This is a genomic window from Methylobacterium sp. BI1 (genome assembly GCF_056680125.1).
On the sequence record NZ_CM155267.1, the window covers coordinates 2,708,333 to 2,723,087 of the forward strand.

Below are 14,755 nucleotides of genomic sequence, written 5' to 3' on the forward strand. Positions count from 1 at the left end.
GAATTCGATCACCGTCATCCGCACTCGATGCGTGCATCGAAAGCTTAACTGCGATCAGACGCTGAACCTCTGCTTCCGGGCACGACTTTCGGTGGAGACGACGTCGCGCAAACTTCCGGTGGCCCGGCGGCGAATGCGTCGATGCCTTCGCGGCGGGACAGCTTCTGGTCTGGCTTGCCGGAATCTTAAGCGCTCGGTGCTAGATCCGGACAGGGTAGCCGACGCCCCCACGAACGCGTTCCGATCGGCCGCCCGCTCCCTGTGCCGCCCGTACCCATGTGCGATCCCGCCAATCCCGAACTCGCAAAGTCCGAACCTGTCGTCGCGGGTTCCGGCAGCCTACCCGGCGTCAGGGTCGGAAGGCGCCTGCGCCCCGGCCCGGCGCGATCGGCTGCGCAGCGGTTCCGGCAGGATCAATCGGGGGCCATGGCGGTCGAATTCGCCCTGGTCCTGTTTCCCCTCTGCATCCTGATCTTCTTTGTCCTGGAGAACGCGCTGGTGTTCTGGGTCACCTCCGCGCTGGACAACGGCCTGGATGCCTCGATGCGGCAGTTCTACGTCCAGTCCGGCGCCTCGGCGACCTCGCTCCTCGACGCCGTGCGCAGCGAGGTCTGCCGCCAGGTCAATCCGTTCGTCCGCTGCGAGAACCTGAAGATCGATATCGGGGTCTACGACAGCTTCACCCGGATCGAGCGAACAAGCCCCATCGACCCCGCCTCGGGGACCTGGCGGGCGGATTTCGGCATCCAGCACGGCTGTCTCACGAAGGGCAGTGTGGTGGTGGTCCAGGCCGCCTTCGCGCAGCACACGTTCCAGAAGTTCGGCGTCGTGAAGACCCAGTTCCAGGACGGAAGCTGGCTCATCAACGCCACGTCGGTGCTGCAGCTGGAGGGTAACTCCACCGGCGGCAGCGGCTGTTGAGCCATGCCGGCCGCGCGTCTCCGCTCCGTGATCGCGATCCGTCGGAGGGGTGAACGGGCCGTCGCGGGCTTCGCGCGGGCCGAGGACGGGGTCGCGATCGTCGAATTCGCCCTGATCGTGCCGGTGCTGCTGATCATCTATTTCGGGGCCGTGGAAATCACGAGCGTGATGCGCAACGTGCGCAAGGTCGACATCCTGTCCCGCACCATCGGCGACACGCTGTCCCAGCGCACGATGGCGACGGCGGACGAGGTGAACGACGTGTTCCAGGTGGCGCCCATCGTGCTCGCGCCCTTCGACGGCACCGGGGTGCAGATGACGGTGAGCGCGGTCGGGGTGGTGGGCGACGCCGAGACGGGCCCGCTGCAGATCTGCTCCAGCGTGGCCGCGGTGGGATCGCCGGTCCGTGCCGCCGGGGCGCCGGCCCCCGTCGCCAATGCCGACAGCCTGCAGCCGAAGGGGACGCGCCTGCTGCTCGTGGAGATCAGTGCCCCCTACAAGCCGGTGACCGGCTCGTCCCTGTTCGGGGATGGCGGCCCGGGCTTCCTCATCACCCGCAAGACCCTGTGGCCGGTCCGGTACGGCCGGCGCTACGCGAGCATGAGCCCCGAGGTCGTCCTGGGCAGCGGCACCTCCTGCCCGCCGCGCTGAGCGGCGGGCCCCGGCCGCGGGCCCGCGGCCATGCGTCGGGGTGCTCGACCTACTGCGTGAGCTGCGTGTCGGCCGAGCTCGGTCCGACGCCGGCCGGCACGGGCACGTCGGTGCTGCCGTAGCGGGCGTTCAGCATCAGGTTCGGGCCGTCATAGAGGTTGATCGTCCGGGCGATGATCACCGTGTAGGCCGACTGGTCGGCGACCGGCTTCTTGGAGTCGATGATCAGGCGGCCGACCGGAAGGTAGATCGTCCCCAGGAGCGTGCGCGCGTTGTCGCTGATGATGCGGTACTCGCGCAGGGCGACGAAGCCGCCGGGGGCGGGCTTAGGCTTTCCCTTGCCGCTGAGGGGCAGGGGCAGGGCGGCCGGGATGGTCGCGTTGCGGTCCTCGAAGAACAGCAGCCCCGCCAGCAGGCCGTCCTTCGGTGCGGTGAGGCTGATGATGCTCTTCTCGTCGAAGAGCAGGCCGCCGCGCACGCCGGTGAAGTAGAAGCCGGTGTTGACGCCGCTGAGGCTGGCGTCCTTGTCGACCACCAGGGGGCCGTCCTTGAGGATGTAGATCCCGGGCTGCAGCCGCACGACGGCGCCCTTCGTGATGTGCAGGCCGCCGCAATAGGTGCCGGGCTGCAGGGTGACGGTCCCGCTCACCACGTTGACGCCGTAGGTCGGGTCGTCGATGCCGTCGATGAACTTCTTCGGATCGACGAAGAACCCGAGGCTGACGCAGGAGCCCGGCGTCGGACCCTGCCGGTCGATCAGGGGATCGCGCAGGGCGGGGCACCCGGTGGCCGGCGGCGGCGTGAAGTTGGCGCCCGACCCGGAATAGCCGCCGGCCGAGCAGGTGGAGAGGGCGGTGGCCACCGCCGCGTTCTCGCCCTGGATGCCCTCCGGGTTGGCGGAGTTCGAGTAGAGCGAGCAATCGGAGGCGGTGATGCGGGCCGCGCTCTCCAGGTGGAAGGCGCCCATCGCCTGGCGGTCGAGGGCGAGCAGGCACAGCCGCGTGGTGCCGGCGAGCTTCGCCGTCGAGGAGACGCTCACCTCAAGGCTCGGGGTGTTGAGGAGCTTGCCGAAAGACAGGGCGACCTGCTCGGTGAGCGTGAGGCGAACGCCGGAATGGTTGTTCAGCACCTCGGCCGTCACGGCAGGAGGCGCCGCGTTGCCGTTGCGCGCCTGAGCCAGGGCCATGGCCTTGGCGGTGCGGATCGCGGCCGCGTCGTCGGCATTGGCGAGCTTGAACTGGTTGACGCCCGCGATGCTGCCGCTGTCGGCGGCGCGCTGGAGCTCGGCCCGCCGCTTGACCAGGGAGGCGTAGTCGATCGCCACGGCGCTCAGGCCGGTGAGGATCGGAAACAGCAGGGCGACGAGAACCAGGACGCCGCCACGTTGGTCCGTGCGGAAACCGGCTCCAAGCGTGGCGGCGTGGCGGGCAGTCATGCCCTTACGCCTACAGGGGGTGGGTTACCGACCTCCTGTAGGCGGCCCGGAAAAATCACCGTGTTCAGCCGAAGACAGGATCACGGTTAAGATCACGGAGCACGAACCTGGAGTTGTCCTCAAGGTCAGCGCCGCACCACGACCGGCCTGGTCTACCGGGTGCGAGACTTCAGGAAGGCGTCCACGCAAGCCGGATCGAAATGACGTCCGGCCTCGGCCTGCAGAAGGGCCAACGCCTCCGCGTGCGACCAAGCCGTCTTGTAGGGCCGGTCGGAGGTCAGGGCATCGTAGACGTCCGCCACGGCCACGATCCGGCCCGACAGGGGAATGGCCTCCCCGCGGAGCCCGGCCGGATAGCCGCCGCCGTCCCAGCGCTCGTGATGGGTGGCGGCGATCTCCGCCGCGAGGCGGACCAGGCGCGAATCGCTGCCTTCGAGAATGCGACGGCCCCGCTCGGCATGGGCCTCCATCGTCCGGCGCTCGTCCGCGGACAGCCGCCCGGGCTTCAGCAGGATCGAGTCCGGAACGCCGAGCTTGCCGATGTCGTGCATGGTGGAGGCCAGGCTGAGTTGCTCCACCTCCTCCGCTTCCAGGCCAAGACCCTCGGCGATCCGGGCCACGTATTCGGCGACCCGCGCCACGTGGTTGCCGGTCTCCGAGTCGCGATGTTCGACGGCCTTCATCAGCAGGTTGATGATCTCGCGCTCGCGGGCGACAATGAGGGCGGTGGCGGCCTTCACCTCGCGATCGAGCCAGGCCGCGCGGTCGATCTGCGCCAGGCGCGCCTGGTTGAGGGCGAGCAGGTTCGTGACGCGGGCGCGCACTTCGACCGGATCGAAGGGCTTGGCGAGGAAGTCGGTGGCGCCGGCGGCCAGGGCGTCCCGGCGCAATGCGCGCTGGTCCAGGCTCGTCACCATGATTACCGGCACATGCTCGAAGCCCGGGATGTCGCGGGCGGCGCGGATGAACTCGATGCCGTTCATGTCCGGCATCTCGAAGTCCGAGATGGCAACGCCGATCCCAGCCGGATTCTCACGGACGAACGCCAGGGCCTCGGCGGGCCGAAGGAAATCACGGGCCGTGCAGCCGGGAAGGTCGCGAAGGGCCTCCACCATGAGCATGTTGTTGAGGGGCGCATCATCCAGGATGAGGACGAACATCAGAGCAGCCTTGGTTCAACACGCCTCGCCGAGGCCTTCCTTTACCGGAGGGATTGCCGCCAGACCTTTAACGACGATACCCCGGGGCGCTCGACCCACCTCCGGAGAAGCTTGCGCCGCGATACTCGGCCGGGCAACCTCCTCCCCATAAGCGGGCCTGCGCGCCGCGATACCGGTGGAGAAGCCCTGCCCGCGTCGCCGGCTCCGGGGCGGGACCGCGAGATCCATCCGCGGCCACACCGGACACCCGTGTGCGGTCGCACCAACCGGACACGGGCTAATGCATGACAGCGTTTCGCCGGGCGGGCCTGCTCGGACCCGGGCGCAAGACGCATCTTTAAGACAGTGATCATGGTTTTCGTCGCGGGATACGACGCAGCGAAACTGTATTCGGGAACCCGGACCGTGGATATCGAGACCGCCAAGATGCTGGTGGGGGCCGCCCTGGTGGTGGCCATCGGCGCCTTTACCCTGCTGACCGTAGGCTGGACCCTGCGGGACATGCTGGCCGACTTGCGGGCCGGGCGCGCCGAACGGGCCCGGACGTCCGCGGCGGATTGATCCGGGGGACGCCCCCGCGCCCTGGGATACAGGGGAAAACCCGCCTTCTGTACGCGAACACCGTCTGGAGATCGCGCGGGCGTGATCCATGTGCTGGGTATGAACTTCATCCCACCGCATCGGCATCTTCAGGATTGCTCGGAGACCCACGCCGCCCGCATCCGGGCCGCGGCCCGCGCGGTCGCGGACCGCGCGGGCGAACGCGCCGACGCCCTGGACCGGGACGGCGGCTTTCCGGCCGAGGACATCGCCGACGCGCATCGGGCCGGGCTGCTCGCCGCGCCGCTACCCGTGGCCCTGGGCGGTGCCGGCCTCGACGCCCCCGCGCTGGCACCGGTTCTTGCCGATGTCCTCGCCCAGGTCGGGCGGGGCAGCCTCGCCCTCGGTCGCCTCTACGAAGGGCACGTCAACGCCCTGTCCCTGGTCCTGCGCTATGCGGCGCCGACGGTGATCGAGCGGCTGGCCGGGGATGTCCGGGCCGGACACCTGTTCGGCGTGTGGAATACCCAGCCCCAGGCCGGCGGCCTCAGCCTCGAGAAGGCCGGCGGCCTCAGCCTCGAGAAGGCCGGCGGCCTCAGCCTCGAGAAGGCCGGCGGCCTCGCACAGGCCGGGGACCCCTGGATGCTGACGGGCGTCAAATCCTTCGCCTCCGGGGCCGGCTCGGTCACCCGCCCCCTGGTCACGGCGCGCCGGCCCGACGGCCGCCAGCAGATGCTGGTCGCGGATCTCGAGGCCGGGACCCGGGCGGACCTGTCCGGCTGGCGGGCGCAGGGCATGCGGGCCTCGACCTCCGGTCTCCTCGACTTCACCGGCCTGCCCGCCGGCCCCGATTGCTTCGTCGGTGGCCCGGACGACTACTTCGCCGAGCCGCACTTCTCCGGCGGCGCCTGGCGCTTCGCGGCGGTGCAGCTCGGCGGCATCGAGGCGGTGTTCGACGTCCTGCGGGCGCATCTGCGGACCACCGGGCGCGGCGGAGACCCGCATCAGGCGGCCCGCCTCGGCGAGGCCGCGATCGCGGTGGAGGGCGCGCGTCTCTTCGTGACCCAGGCCGCCCGGCTCGCCGCCGACCCCGAGGCGGAGCCGGACCGGGTGATCGCCTACGTCAATCTCACCCGTCTCGCGGTGGAGCGGGCCGGCCTCGACGTGCTGGAGCGGGCCCATCGCTCCGTGGGCCTGGCGGGCTTCCTCAGTCCGCATCCCCTGGAGCGCCTGGCGCGCGACCTCGCCACCTACCTGCGCCAGCCCGGACCCGACCGAGCCCTGACCAGCGCGGCGGCTCACGTCCTGGGCGATGCGCGACCGGCGGACCGGCTCTGGCGCGACTCCGCCGGGGCGCCGAGCCCCGACGAAGTTCCGGTCGACCTTTAGCGGTGCCGGTGATGACACGCTCCCCGCAGACGCTGCCGCCGGATTACTTCACCGAACTCTACGCCACGAACCCCGATCCGTGGGACTTCACCACCAGTCCCTACGAGCACGCCAAGTACGACGCCACCCTGGCGGCGCTGGGCCGGGAGACCTACCCGGAGGCCCTGGAGGTCGGGTGCTCGATCGGCGTTCTGACCCGTCGGCTGGCCGACCGCTGCGCGACGCTGCTCGCCCTCGACGTGGCCGAGACGGCCCTGGATGCCGCCCGCATCCGTTGCGCGGCCTGCCCCCACGTCGCGTTCCGGCGCGCCGCGGTGCCGGCGGAGTGGCCCCCCGGCCGGTTCGACCTCGTGGTGCTCTCGGAGGTGCTGTACTTCTTCACGCCCGAGGATCTAGCCCGCATCGCCGAGCGCCTGGTGGCGGCCCTGAAGCCGGGGGGCGAGGTCATCCTGGTCCACTGGCTCGGCGAGACCAACTTCCCCTTGAGCGCCGATGCGGCGGTGGAGACGCTGATCGATCTCACCGGCGGCGTCCTCGAACCCGACCGCAGGGGGCGCACCGAGCGCTATCGCCTCGACGTGCTACGGGCGCCCGCGTGAGCCGGCCGCCGCCGATGGAGGAGCCGGGTCCCTCCCTGGTCCACCGCCACGCCGCCTGGGTGCGCCTGACCCACTGGCTCAACACCGTCGCGTTCCTCGCGCTCCTGGTCAGCGGCATCGCGATCCTGCTCGCCCTGCCGCGGCTGTTCTGGGGCGAGACCGGGGCCAACGGGGCGCCGGCGGCCCTCAACCTGCCGCTGCCGGTGAACCTCGAACAGACGGGCTGGGGCCGCAACCTGCACTTCCTCGCCGCCTGGGTGCTCGTCCTCAACGGGATCGTTTACCTCATCGTGGCCTTCGTGGGCGGTCACTTCGCCCGCGACCTCGTGCCGGACCGCGATCAGCTGGCCCCCGGCCACCTCGCCCGCGAGATCGCCGATCACGCCCGCCTCAAGCCGGCCCGCGGGCGCGAGGCCCTGCGCTACAATGCCCTGCAGAAATTCGCCTATCTCGTCGTCCTGTTCGTGCTGTTTCCGTTGATGGTGCTCACCGGGCTCACCATGTCGCCGGGGGTCACGGCGGCCTATCCGGAACTCTTCGCCCTGTTCGGTGGCCGGCAATCGGCGCGGACCCTGCACTTCCTCGTCGCCTGCCTGCTGGTGCTCTTCCTCGTCGTCCACGTGGCCCAGGTCTTCGTCGGCGGGGCGGGCAACCTGATGCGCTCGATGATCACCGGACGCTTCCGGGTCCCCCCGGAGACGGCTCGAACACCCTTCGCGGAGCCTCCCGATGCGTGACCTCTCGCGCCGTCGCCTCCTCACCGGCTCGGGCAGCCTGATCGGCGCCGGCCTCCTCGGCGGCTGCGACGCCCCGGCCCTCTCGCGGCTCGCGAGCCCCTACGACTGGAGCAACGGCCTGACCTTCGCGGTCCAGCGCTGGCTCCAGCGCCACCAGCCCCTGGTGCGCGAGTTCGGGTCGGAGGCGATCTCGGCGGTGTTCCCGACCATCAACACCACCGACCCGGACAACCCCGATTACCAGCGCTCGAAGGCGCTGGGCTTTTCGGACTGGAAACTCCCGGTCACCGGCCTGGTGACGCGCCCGGGGGCCTTCTCCCTGGCCGACCTGAAGGCGATGCCGGCTCGCACCCAGATCACGCTCCATGCCTGCGAACAGGGCTGGTCGGCCATCGGCGGCTGGACCGGCGTGCCCCTGGCCCACCTGCTGACGCAGGTCGGGCTGCGGCCGGAGGCGCGCTACATCGTGGTGCGCAGCGTCGACGGCTGGTGGGACAGCTACGACCTGTTCGACGCCCTGCATCCGCAGACCCTCCTGGCCTACGGCATGAACGGCGGCGCCCTGCCGGTGGCGCATGGGGCGCCGGTACGCCTGCGGGTGGAGCGCCAGCTCGGCTACAAGAGCCTCAAGTACATCAGTGCCATTGAGGCGGTGGAGCGCGTCAACGGTCTCGGCAAGGGGCGCGGCAGCATGGTCGCCGAGCTCGGATTTCCCTGGTACGCGGGGATTTGACCTCACCCACCGCGTGTATCCGCGTACCACTGGACCGTATAGCGAGTTGCCCGGAGCGTCGAATGGACAGCCCTGTACGTCATCACTGAGGTGGCAACGCCCATCGGAAACATAACAAAACAGTTATCGTTACGATCTTCGTCAATCCGATAACGCCGTGTTAAGCATGCAGTTGTTTCCTCCGGTCGGAATGCAAATCCGGACGGTCCCACAACGATGCGTGTGTCTCTGAAATCCATCCTGATCGGTTCGGTAACTCTGCTCGGCGTCGCCGCAGCGGGGCAGGGCGTGGTCAGCGTCGTGAAGCTCAAGGCGATCGAGCGCGAGGTGAACGAGGTCGCGACGAACTGGCTTCCCTCCGTCAACGTCGTGAACACGATCAGCACGGCGACGCGCGACGTGCGGGTGAAGCTGTACCGCTTCGTCGTCGCCTCCGAGACGCCGCAGGCGCTGGCCGAGAACGAGGCGGGCCTGAACACCGCCCTCAAGACCCTCGACGGCCTGCGCCGGACCTACGAGCCGCTGATCAGTTCCCCCGAGGAGAAGGCGCTCTACGACACCTTCACGCCCCTGTGGACGCGCTACATCGAGGGCCAGCAGAAGGTCATCGACCTCATGAAGGCGGGCCGCCAGGCCGACGCCCTGGGGCTCACCACCAGCGCCGCGATGGCCGACCTGAACAACGGCGCCATCCGCGCCCTGCAGCGGGCCGTCGACTTCAACCGGGAGGGCGCCCAGCGCAGCACGGAGCTCAGCATGGCGAGCGCCGGCTCGGCCATGCTGACGGCCTGGATCGCGATGGCGATCTCGGTGGTGGCGGCCCTGGGCGCGATGCTGTTCAGCCTGTTCGGCGTCGCGCGTCCGATCGAGCGCATGACGCGTACCATGGGCAGGCTGGCCGGGGGCGACACCGGGGTGGACATTCCGTCCCGGACCCGCCGCGACGAAATCGGCGACATGGCCGCCGCCGTGAGCGTGTTCCGGGACAACCTGCTCCAGACCCGCAAGCTCGAGGAGGAGACGGTGCTGGCGCGGGCGGGGGCGGAGGCGCAGCGCAAGGCGGCGATGCGGGCGATGGCCGACAGCTTCGAGGGGGCGGTGGGGGGCATCATCAGCATGGTGACGAGCTCGGCCACCGAGCTGCAGGCCACCGCCCAGAGCATGGCCGGCACCGCCACCCAGACCGCCAACCAGTCCAGCAGCGTGGCCGCCGCCGCCGACGAGGCCGCCGCCAACGTCAACACGGTGGCGGCCGCGGCCGAGGAGCTCGGCTCCTCCGTGCAGGAGATCGGCCGCCAGGTCGGCAGCTCGGCCGCCATGGCGCAGACGGCCGTGGCCGAGGCCGCCCAGACCGCCAGCTTCGTGCAGACCCTCAACACGGCCGTGGCGCGCATCGGCGACGTGGTGACGATGATCACCTCGATCGCCGGCCAGACCAACCTGCTGGCGCTGAACGCCACCATCGAGGCGGCCCGGGCCGGGGAAGCCGGGCGGGGCTTCGCGGTGGTGGCCGCGGAGGTCAAGGAGCTGGCCAACCAGACGGCGCGGGCCACGCAGGAGATCGGCGAGCACATCAGCCAGATCCAGGGCTCGACGGGCCAGGCGGTGGCGGCCATCGACGGGATCGCGGCGCGCATCCGCGAGATCAGCGGCGTGGCCACCTCGATCTCGGCGGCGGTGGAGGAGCAGGGGGCGGCGACCCAGGAGATCGTGCGCAACGTGGCCCAGGCGGCGATGGGCACGGGGGCGGTGACGACCAACATCGCGGGCGTGGCGGGGGCGGCCGAGGAGACCGGTGCGGCGGCGAGCCAGGTGCTGGGCGCCGCCTCCGAGCTCTCGCGCCAGTCCGAGCATCTCAGCGCCGAGGTCCAGCGCTTCCTCGCCACCGTGCGCGCCGCCTGAACGGCGACGCGGGGGAACGGATCGAGAAAGGGCCCGGAGCGATCCGGGCCTTTCGTCGTTTCCGGACCGGCTAGCTCAAGCCGCCCGCCTCCACCACGAAGCGCGCGATGGCGTCCGCCCCGTGGCCGTCGCGGAGCGACGAGAAGACGTAGGGCCGGGCGCCGCGCATGCGTTGGGTGTCGGATTCCATGATGCCGAGATCGGCGCCCACCAGGGGCGCGAGGTCGGTCTTGTTGACGATCAGGAGGTCCGAGCGGGTGATGCCGGGCCCCCCCTTGCGGGGGATCTTCTCGCCTCCCGCCACGTCGATGACGTAGAGGGTGATGTCGGCGAGCTCCGGCGAGAAGGTGGCCGCGAGGTTGTCGCCGCCCGACTCGATCAGGATGAGGTCGAGCCTGGGGAAGCGCCGTCGCATCTCCGCCACCGCCGCGAGGTTGATCGAGGCGTCCTCGCGGATCGCCGTGTGCGGGCAGCCGCCGGTCTCGACGCCCATGATCCGCTCCTCCGGCAGGGCGCCCGCCACGGTGAGCAGGCGGGCATCCTCCTTCGTGTAGATGTCGTTGGTGATCGCACAGATCTCGTAGGTGTCGCGGAAGCGCTTGCAGAGCTGCTCCATCAGGGCGGTCTTGCCGGAGCCGACGGGGCCACCGATGCCGACGCGGAGCGGGCCGTTGGGAGAGGTCATCGAAGGGTCCTCGCGAGAACGTCTCAGGAGCGGAAGATGCGGGAATACTGGGTCTCGTGCCGGAACGAGCCGAGATCGAGGTTCAGCGTGGCGCTGCCGAGATCGTCGAGCCCGAGGGCCGGGATCGCGGCGGCCAGCGCCGTCACCCGCGGCGTCAGGGCGGCGATGATCCGGGTGCCGGCGCTCTGGCCGATGGGTGCACAGCGCAGGGCCGCCGAGACGAGGTTCTGCAGGAAGGCGAGGCCGAAGCCGGCGAGCACCGGAACGGGTGCCATGCGATGCGCACCGGCCGCGAGGCCGAAGGCCACCGGATAGGCCACAGCGCCATCGAGGGCGGAGGCGAGCGCAGTGAGGCCGGGGGTGCCCCAGGCCGCCCCGGTGGCGTCGAGGAAGCTGCGGCCCTGCTGGCTCGTCTCCAGGTGCAGCTCGCGCGAGGGCGCCAGCGCCAGGGCGAGGTCGTTGATCTCGGCCAGCGCCCGCCCATCCCCGGCGAGCGCCGCCGCGTGGGCGTGGGCGAGGAGGATGAGGTCGTTGCGGCCCGAGCCGTGCTCGAGCACGTCGGCGAGCCAGTCCGTGAGCGCGGCCTCGTCGCCGACCTCGCCGCTCTCCACCGCCCCCTCGAGCCCATGCGAGTAGGCATAGGCGCCCACCGGATAGCCCGGCGAGAGCCACGCCATGAGGCGCAGGGCCTCAATCATGGGCCTGCGGATGATCGGGGTGACGGCCGTCGTGCGGGTGCGCGTGATCGGGGTGCGCGTGGCCTTCATGAGAATGGCCGTGAGGGTGGTGACCGTGGTGGTGATGTCCGGCGGCCTCGCCCGCATAGGCGCCGCCCTCGGGCCGGAACGGGCGCTCCACCGCCTCGGCGCTGCCGCCCAAGCCCCGCACCATCTCGGCCAGAACGTGGTCGAACCCGATATAGACCGCGTCGGCTCCGATCTCCGCCGGGATGTGCCGGTTGCCGATGTGCCAGATCAGGCGCTTCAGGGCGTGGTCGTCCGGCGCCCGGATCTCCAGCAGCGGCTCCGGGGCGGCCTCGACCCAGACCAGCCGGCCGTCCTGCAGCACCAGGGCGTCGCCGTCGTCGAGCACGGTGGGTTCCGGCAGGTCGAGCAGGAACGACAGCCCGCCCGCGCTGCGCATCGTCATGCGCCGGCGGTGCCGGTCGCCGTGGTCGAGGACGATGCGGTCGACGATCTCGCCGGACAGGGCGTCGCGGCGCAGGATTTTCGTTGCGCGGATCATGGATGAAGGTTCACGAATGGAGGTCACGGGTTGGTCTTGGGCTTACACCAGTCTTCGCCGCGGACCGCATCGTCCCCATGGGGATCCGGAAAGAAGCCTGCCGTCAGAATCTCACCCTCAGAAAACGGACAGGCATCCGGAAAACTCTCGTCGAACAGCATGCTCTCGAGAACCGCCCGCGCCTTCGCAACCGGGTAAATCCGCGCGATCAGTTCGGGGATCTCGCGGCACAGGCTTGGATTGTCGCGAAGGATGCGGTCGACCCGCTGTCGCTGGCCGTCGAGAGTCCCGGCCCAGCCATGGCAGCGCAGGTCGACCTGCTCGGCCCAGCGCAGCAGGCCCGTCAGGATGACGCCCAGGCGTGCCCGCAGATCGCGCCGCTCGCGCAGGCCGAGACCACTCACGATGGCCGACAGGTTGTTGTGATCAAGCCGTCCGGTACGGCCCTCGCGCAGGGCACGCGCCTGCGTTTCGGCCCAGGCGCTCAAGTCGACGGAGAAGGCATCAGGCGGCAACGGGGTCACGGTTCGAACCCGGGATCGAGAATCTGATCGGTCGTGAAAGGGCAGGTCCGCGGAAACGCGACCTCGGCCAGACGGGTCTCGGCGGCGGCCATGCGGACAGCATCCGGGTAGAGGTCGGGCAAGGCCTCACGCGGCAGGTGCCGGAGGCTTGGATTGCGTACGACCAGCCGCTCGATCTGGCGTCGCTGCTCGCGCAGCGTCCGCCTCCAACTGGGTGCGGCTCGCTCTGGCTGCAGGCGGAATTTCAGGAGGTGCGCAACCAGCACTTCGAGGCGCGAAGCGATCGCATTGCGCTGGCTGCGGCCCAAGCTTTCCACCTCTTCGAGCAGATTGGACACGTCCAGGGCGGCATCGTCCCGTCGCGCGAGATTTCGGGCCTGGGTCCGTGTCCAGGCGTAGAAATCCCTCTCGTACAGATCGACCTCCGCTGGCGGTGTCCGTGCGACCTTCGACATGGCCCTCGACATGGCGAGCCTCCACAGTTCTCCAGAGTACATCCTACCTCAAAACAGGAAGTACCGCTGCGCCATCGGCAGCACCTCGGCGGGCTCGCAGACCAGGAGCTCTCCGTCGGCGCGCACGTCGTAGGTCTCGGGATCGACCTCGATGTTCGGGGTGGCGTCGTTGAGGATCATGCTCTTCTTCGAGATGCCGCCGCGCACGTTCTCGACGGCGACGAGGCGCTTCTGCAGCCCGAGGCGCTCGCCGAGCCCGTCCGCGATCGCCGCCTTGGAGACGAAGGTCAGGGCGGTGGCGAAGGGCACACGGCCGAAGGAGCCGAACATCGGGCGGTAATGCACCGGCTGGGGCGTCGGGATCGAGGCGTTGGGGTCGCCCATGGGCGCCGTGGCGATGGCGCCGCCCTTGATCACGAGGTCGGGCTTCACCCCGAAGAAGGCCGGCGTCCACAGGACGAGGTCGGCGAGCTTGCCCGGCTCCACCGAGCCGATATGGGCCGAGACGCCGTGCGCGATGGCCGGGTTGATGGTGTACTTCGCCACGTAGCGTCGGGCGCGCAGGTTGTCGTTGCCGGACGCGTCGCCGGGCAGGGCGCCGCGCTGGCGCTTCATCTTGTCCGCCGTCTGCCAGGTGCGGAGGATGACCTCGCCGACCCGGCCCATGGCCTGGCTGTCCGACGACATCATCGAGAGGGCGCCGATGTCGTGCAGGATGTCCTCGGCCGCGATGGTCTCGCGGCGGATGCGGCTCTCGGCGAAGGCGAGGTCCTCGGGAATCGCCGGGTCGAGATGGTGGCACACCATCAGCATGTCGAGATGCTCGTCGATGGTGTTCCTGGTGTAGGGCCGCGTCGGGTTCGTGGAGGAGGGCAGGACGTTGGCGAGCCCCGCCACCTTGATGATGTCCGGCGCATGGCCGCCGCCCGCACCCTCGGTGTGGAAGGCGTGGATGGTGCGGCCCGCGAAAGCCTTGATCGTGTCCTCGACGAAGCCGGATTCGTTGAGGGTGTCGGAGTGGATCATCACCTGCACGTCGTGCAGGTCGGCCACCGTCAGGCAGGTGTCGATGGCGGCCGGGGTGGTGCCCCAGTCCTCGTGCAGCTTGAGGGCGCAGGCCCCGGCCCGGATCATCTCCACGAGGCTCTCGGGCCGTGCGGCGTTGCCCTTGCCCGCGAAGGCGAGGTTCATTGGGAACGCTTCCGCCGCCTCGATCATCCGGGCGAGGTGCCAGGGGCCCGGGGTGCAGGTGGTGGCGAAGGTGCCGTGCGCCGGGCCGGTGCCGCCACCCAGCATGGTGGTGACGCCCGAGCACAGGGCTTCGTCGATCTGCTGCGGGCAGATGTAGTGGATGTGGCTGTCGAAGCCGCCGGCCGTGAGGATCTTGCCTTCCCCGGCGATGACCTCGGTGCCCGGCCCGACCACGATGTCGACACCCGGCTGGATGTCCGGGTTGCCGGCCTTGCCGAGCTTGGCGATCCGGCCCTTCACGATCCCGACGTCGCACTTCACCACGCCCCAATGATCGAGGACCACCGCGTTGGTGATGACGGTGTCGACCGCCCCGTCCTGGTTGGTGACCTGGGATTGCCCCATCCCATCGCGAATCACCTTGCCGCCGCCGAACTTCACCTCCTCGCCGTAGGTGGTGTGGTCGCGCTCCACCTCGATCACCAGCGACGTGTCGGCGAGCCGGATGCGGTCGCCGGTGGTGGGGCCGAACATGTCGGCATAGGCGGCGCGGGGGAGGGCGGCGCGGGGGGGCATGTTGGCCATGGT

At 70.0% G+C, this 14,755-nt stretch carries 16 protein-coding genes; 8 read left to right on the top strand and 8 right to left on the bottom strand.

Going from position 1 to position 14,755, the window contains the following annotated elements; translation table 11 throughout:
- The first annotated feature begins 426 nt into the window (after window positions 1-426).
- Window positions 427-921, top strand: a complete 495-nt coding sequence (locus AC1MGR_RS12735; RefSeq protein ID WP_181259745.1) for a TadE family protein — start codon at window positions 427-429, stop codon at window positions 919-921.
- A 3-nt stretch (window positions 922-924) separates the two neighbouring features.
- A complete protein-coding gene (locus tag AC1MGR_RS12740; RefSeq protein WP_480231820.1) occupies window positions 925-1,572 on the top strand; it encodes a TadE/TadG family type IV pilus assembly protein in 648 nt (215 codons plus the stop codon).
- Window positions 1,573-1,621: 49 nt separating this feature from the next.
- Here the strand turns inward: AC1MGR_RS12740 and AC1MGR_RS12745 are convergent, their stop codons facing one another.
- Window positions 1,622-3,007, bottom strand: coding sequence for a pilus assembly protein TadG-related protein (locus AC1MGR_RS12745; RefSeq protein WP_480231821.1), 1,386 nt, complete (start codon window positions 3,005-3,007; stop codon window positions 1,622-1,624).
- 152 nt (window positions 3,008-3,159) lie between these two features.
- A complete protein-coding gene (locus tag AC1MGR_RS12750) occupies window positions 3,160-4,167 on the bottom strand; it encodes an HD-GYP domain-containing protein (RefSeq protein WP_480231822.1) in 1,008 nt (335 codons plus the stop codon).
- A gap of 405 nt (window positions 4,168-4,572) precedes the next feature.
- Here AC1MGR_RS12750 and AC1MGR_RS12755 point away from each other — a divergent pair, with 405 nt between their 5' ends.
- The 6 genes from AC1MGR_RS12755 to AC1MGR_RS12780 all read left to right on the top strand — a co-directional run bounded on the left by AC1MGR_RS12755 (window position 4,573) and on the right by AC1MGR_RS12780 (window position 10,067).
- Complete coding sequence (locus tag AC1MGR_RS12755) at window positions 4,573-4,728, top strand: hypothetical protein (RefSeq protein WP_480231823.1); 156 nt, start codon at window positions 4,573-4,575, stop codon at window positions 4,726-4,728.
- An 81-nt stretch (window positions 4,729-4,809) separates the two neighbouring features.
- The gene (locus AC1MGR_RS12760; protein ID WP_480231824.1) at window positions 4,810-6,096 is read left to right on the top strand and encodes an acyl-CoA dehydrogenase family protein; all 1,287 of its coding nucleotides are present in this window, start codon (window positions 4,810-4,812) and stop codon (window positions 6,094-6,096) included.
- Between the two features lie 11 nt (window positions 6,097-6,107).
- Entirely contained in the window at window positions 6,108-6,695 is a 588-nt protein-coding gene (locus AC1MGR_RS12765) for a class I SAM-dependent methyltransferase (RefSeq protein WP_480231825.1), read from the top strand.
- A 14-nt stretch (window positions 6,696-6,709) separates the two neighbouring features.
- Window positions 6,710-7,432 (top strand): cytochrome b/b6 domain-containing protein, encoded by a 723-nt coding sequence (locus AC1MGR_RS12770; protein ID WP_480234784.1) that lies wholly within the window; start codon window positions 6,710-6,712, stop codon window positions 7,430-7,432.
- Window positions 7,425-8,165: a molybdopterin-dependent oxidoreductase gene (locus tag AC1MGR_RS12775; RefSeq protein WP_480231826.1), complete on the top strand. Its 741-nt coding sequence runs from the start codon at window positions 7,425-7,427 to the stop codon at window positions 8,163-8,165. Before AC1MGR_RS12770 ends, AC1MGR_RS12775 begins: the two co-directional genes overlap by 8 nt.
- 216 nt (window positions 8,166-8,381) lie before the next feature.
- Window positions 8,382-10,067 (top strand): methyl-accepting chemotaxis protein, encoded by a 1,686-nt coding sequence (locus tag AC1MGR_RS12780; RefSeq protein WP_480231827.1) that lies wholly within the window; start codon window positions 8,382-8,384, stop codon window positions 10,065-10,067.
- 70 nt (window positions 10,068-10,137) lie between these two features.
- Here the strand turns inward: AC1MGR_RS12780 and ureG are convergent, their stop codons facing one another.
- Genes ureG through ureC form a run of 6 tightly spaced genes read right to left on the bottom strand, consistent with a single transcriptional unit; the run spans window position 10,138 to window position 14,752 of the window.
- Entirely contained in the window at window positions 10,138-10,752 is a 615-nt protein-coding gene (gene ureG / locus AC1MGR_RS12785; RefSeq protein ID WP_108040481.1) for an urease accessory protein UreG, read from the bottom strand.
- A gap of 23 nt (window positions 10,753-10,775) precedes the next feature.
- Window positions 10,776-11,450, bottom strand: coding sequence for an urease accessory protein UreF (locus tag AC1MGR_RS12790; RefSeq protein ID WP_480234785.1), 675 nt, complete (start codon window positions 11,448-11,450; stop codon window positions 10,776-10,778).
- Window positions 11,443-11,997 (bottom strand): urease accessory protein UreE, encoded by a 555-nt coding sequence (locus AC1MGR_RS12795; protein ID WP_480231828.1) that lies wholly within the window; start codon window positions 11,995-11,997, stop codon window positions 11,443-11,445. The genes AC1MGR_RS12790 and AC1MGR_RS12795 overlap by 8 nt, the downstream gene beginning before the upstream one ends.
- Before the next feature lie 23 nt (window positions 11,998-12,020).
- Window positions 12,021-12,521 carry a DUF29 domain-containing protein gene (locus tag AC1MGR_RS12800; RefSeq protein WP_480231829.1) on the bottom strand — a complete coding sequence of 167 codons (501 nt, stop codon included), beginning with the start codon at window positions 12,519-12,521 and terminating at the stop codon, window positions 12,021-12,023.
- Window positions 12,518-12,976, bottom strand: coding sequence for a DUF29 domain-containing protein (locus tag AC1MGR_RS12805; RefSeq protein WP_480231830.1), 459 nt, complete (start codon window positions 12,974-12,976; stop codon window positions 12,518-12,520). Before AC1MGR_RS12805 ends, AC1MGR_RS12800 begins: the two co-directional genes overlap by 4 nt.
- 48 nt (window positions 12,977-13,024) lie before the next feature.
- Complete coding sequence (gene ureC, locus AC1MGR_RS12810) at window positions 13,025-14,752, bottom strand: urease subunit alpha (RefSeq protein WP_108040473.1); 1,728 nt, start codon at window positions 14,750-14,752, stop codon at window positions 13,025-13,027.
- Between the last annotated feature and the right edge of the window lie 3 nt (window positions 14,753-14,755).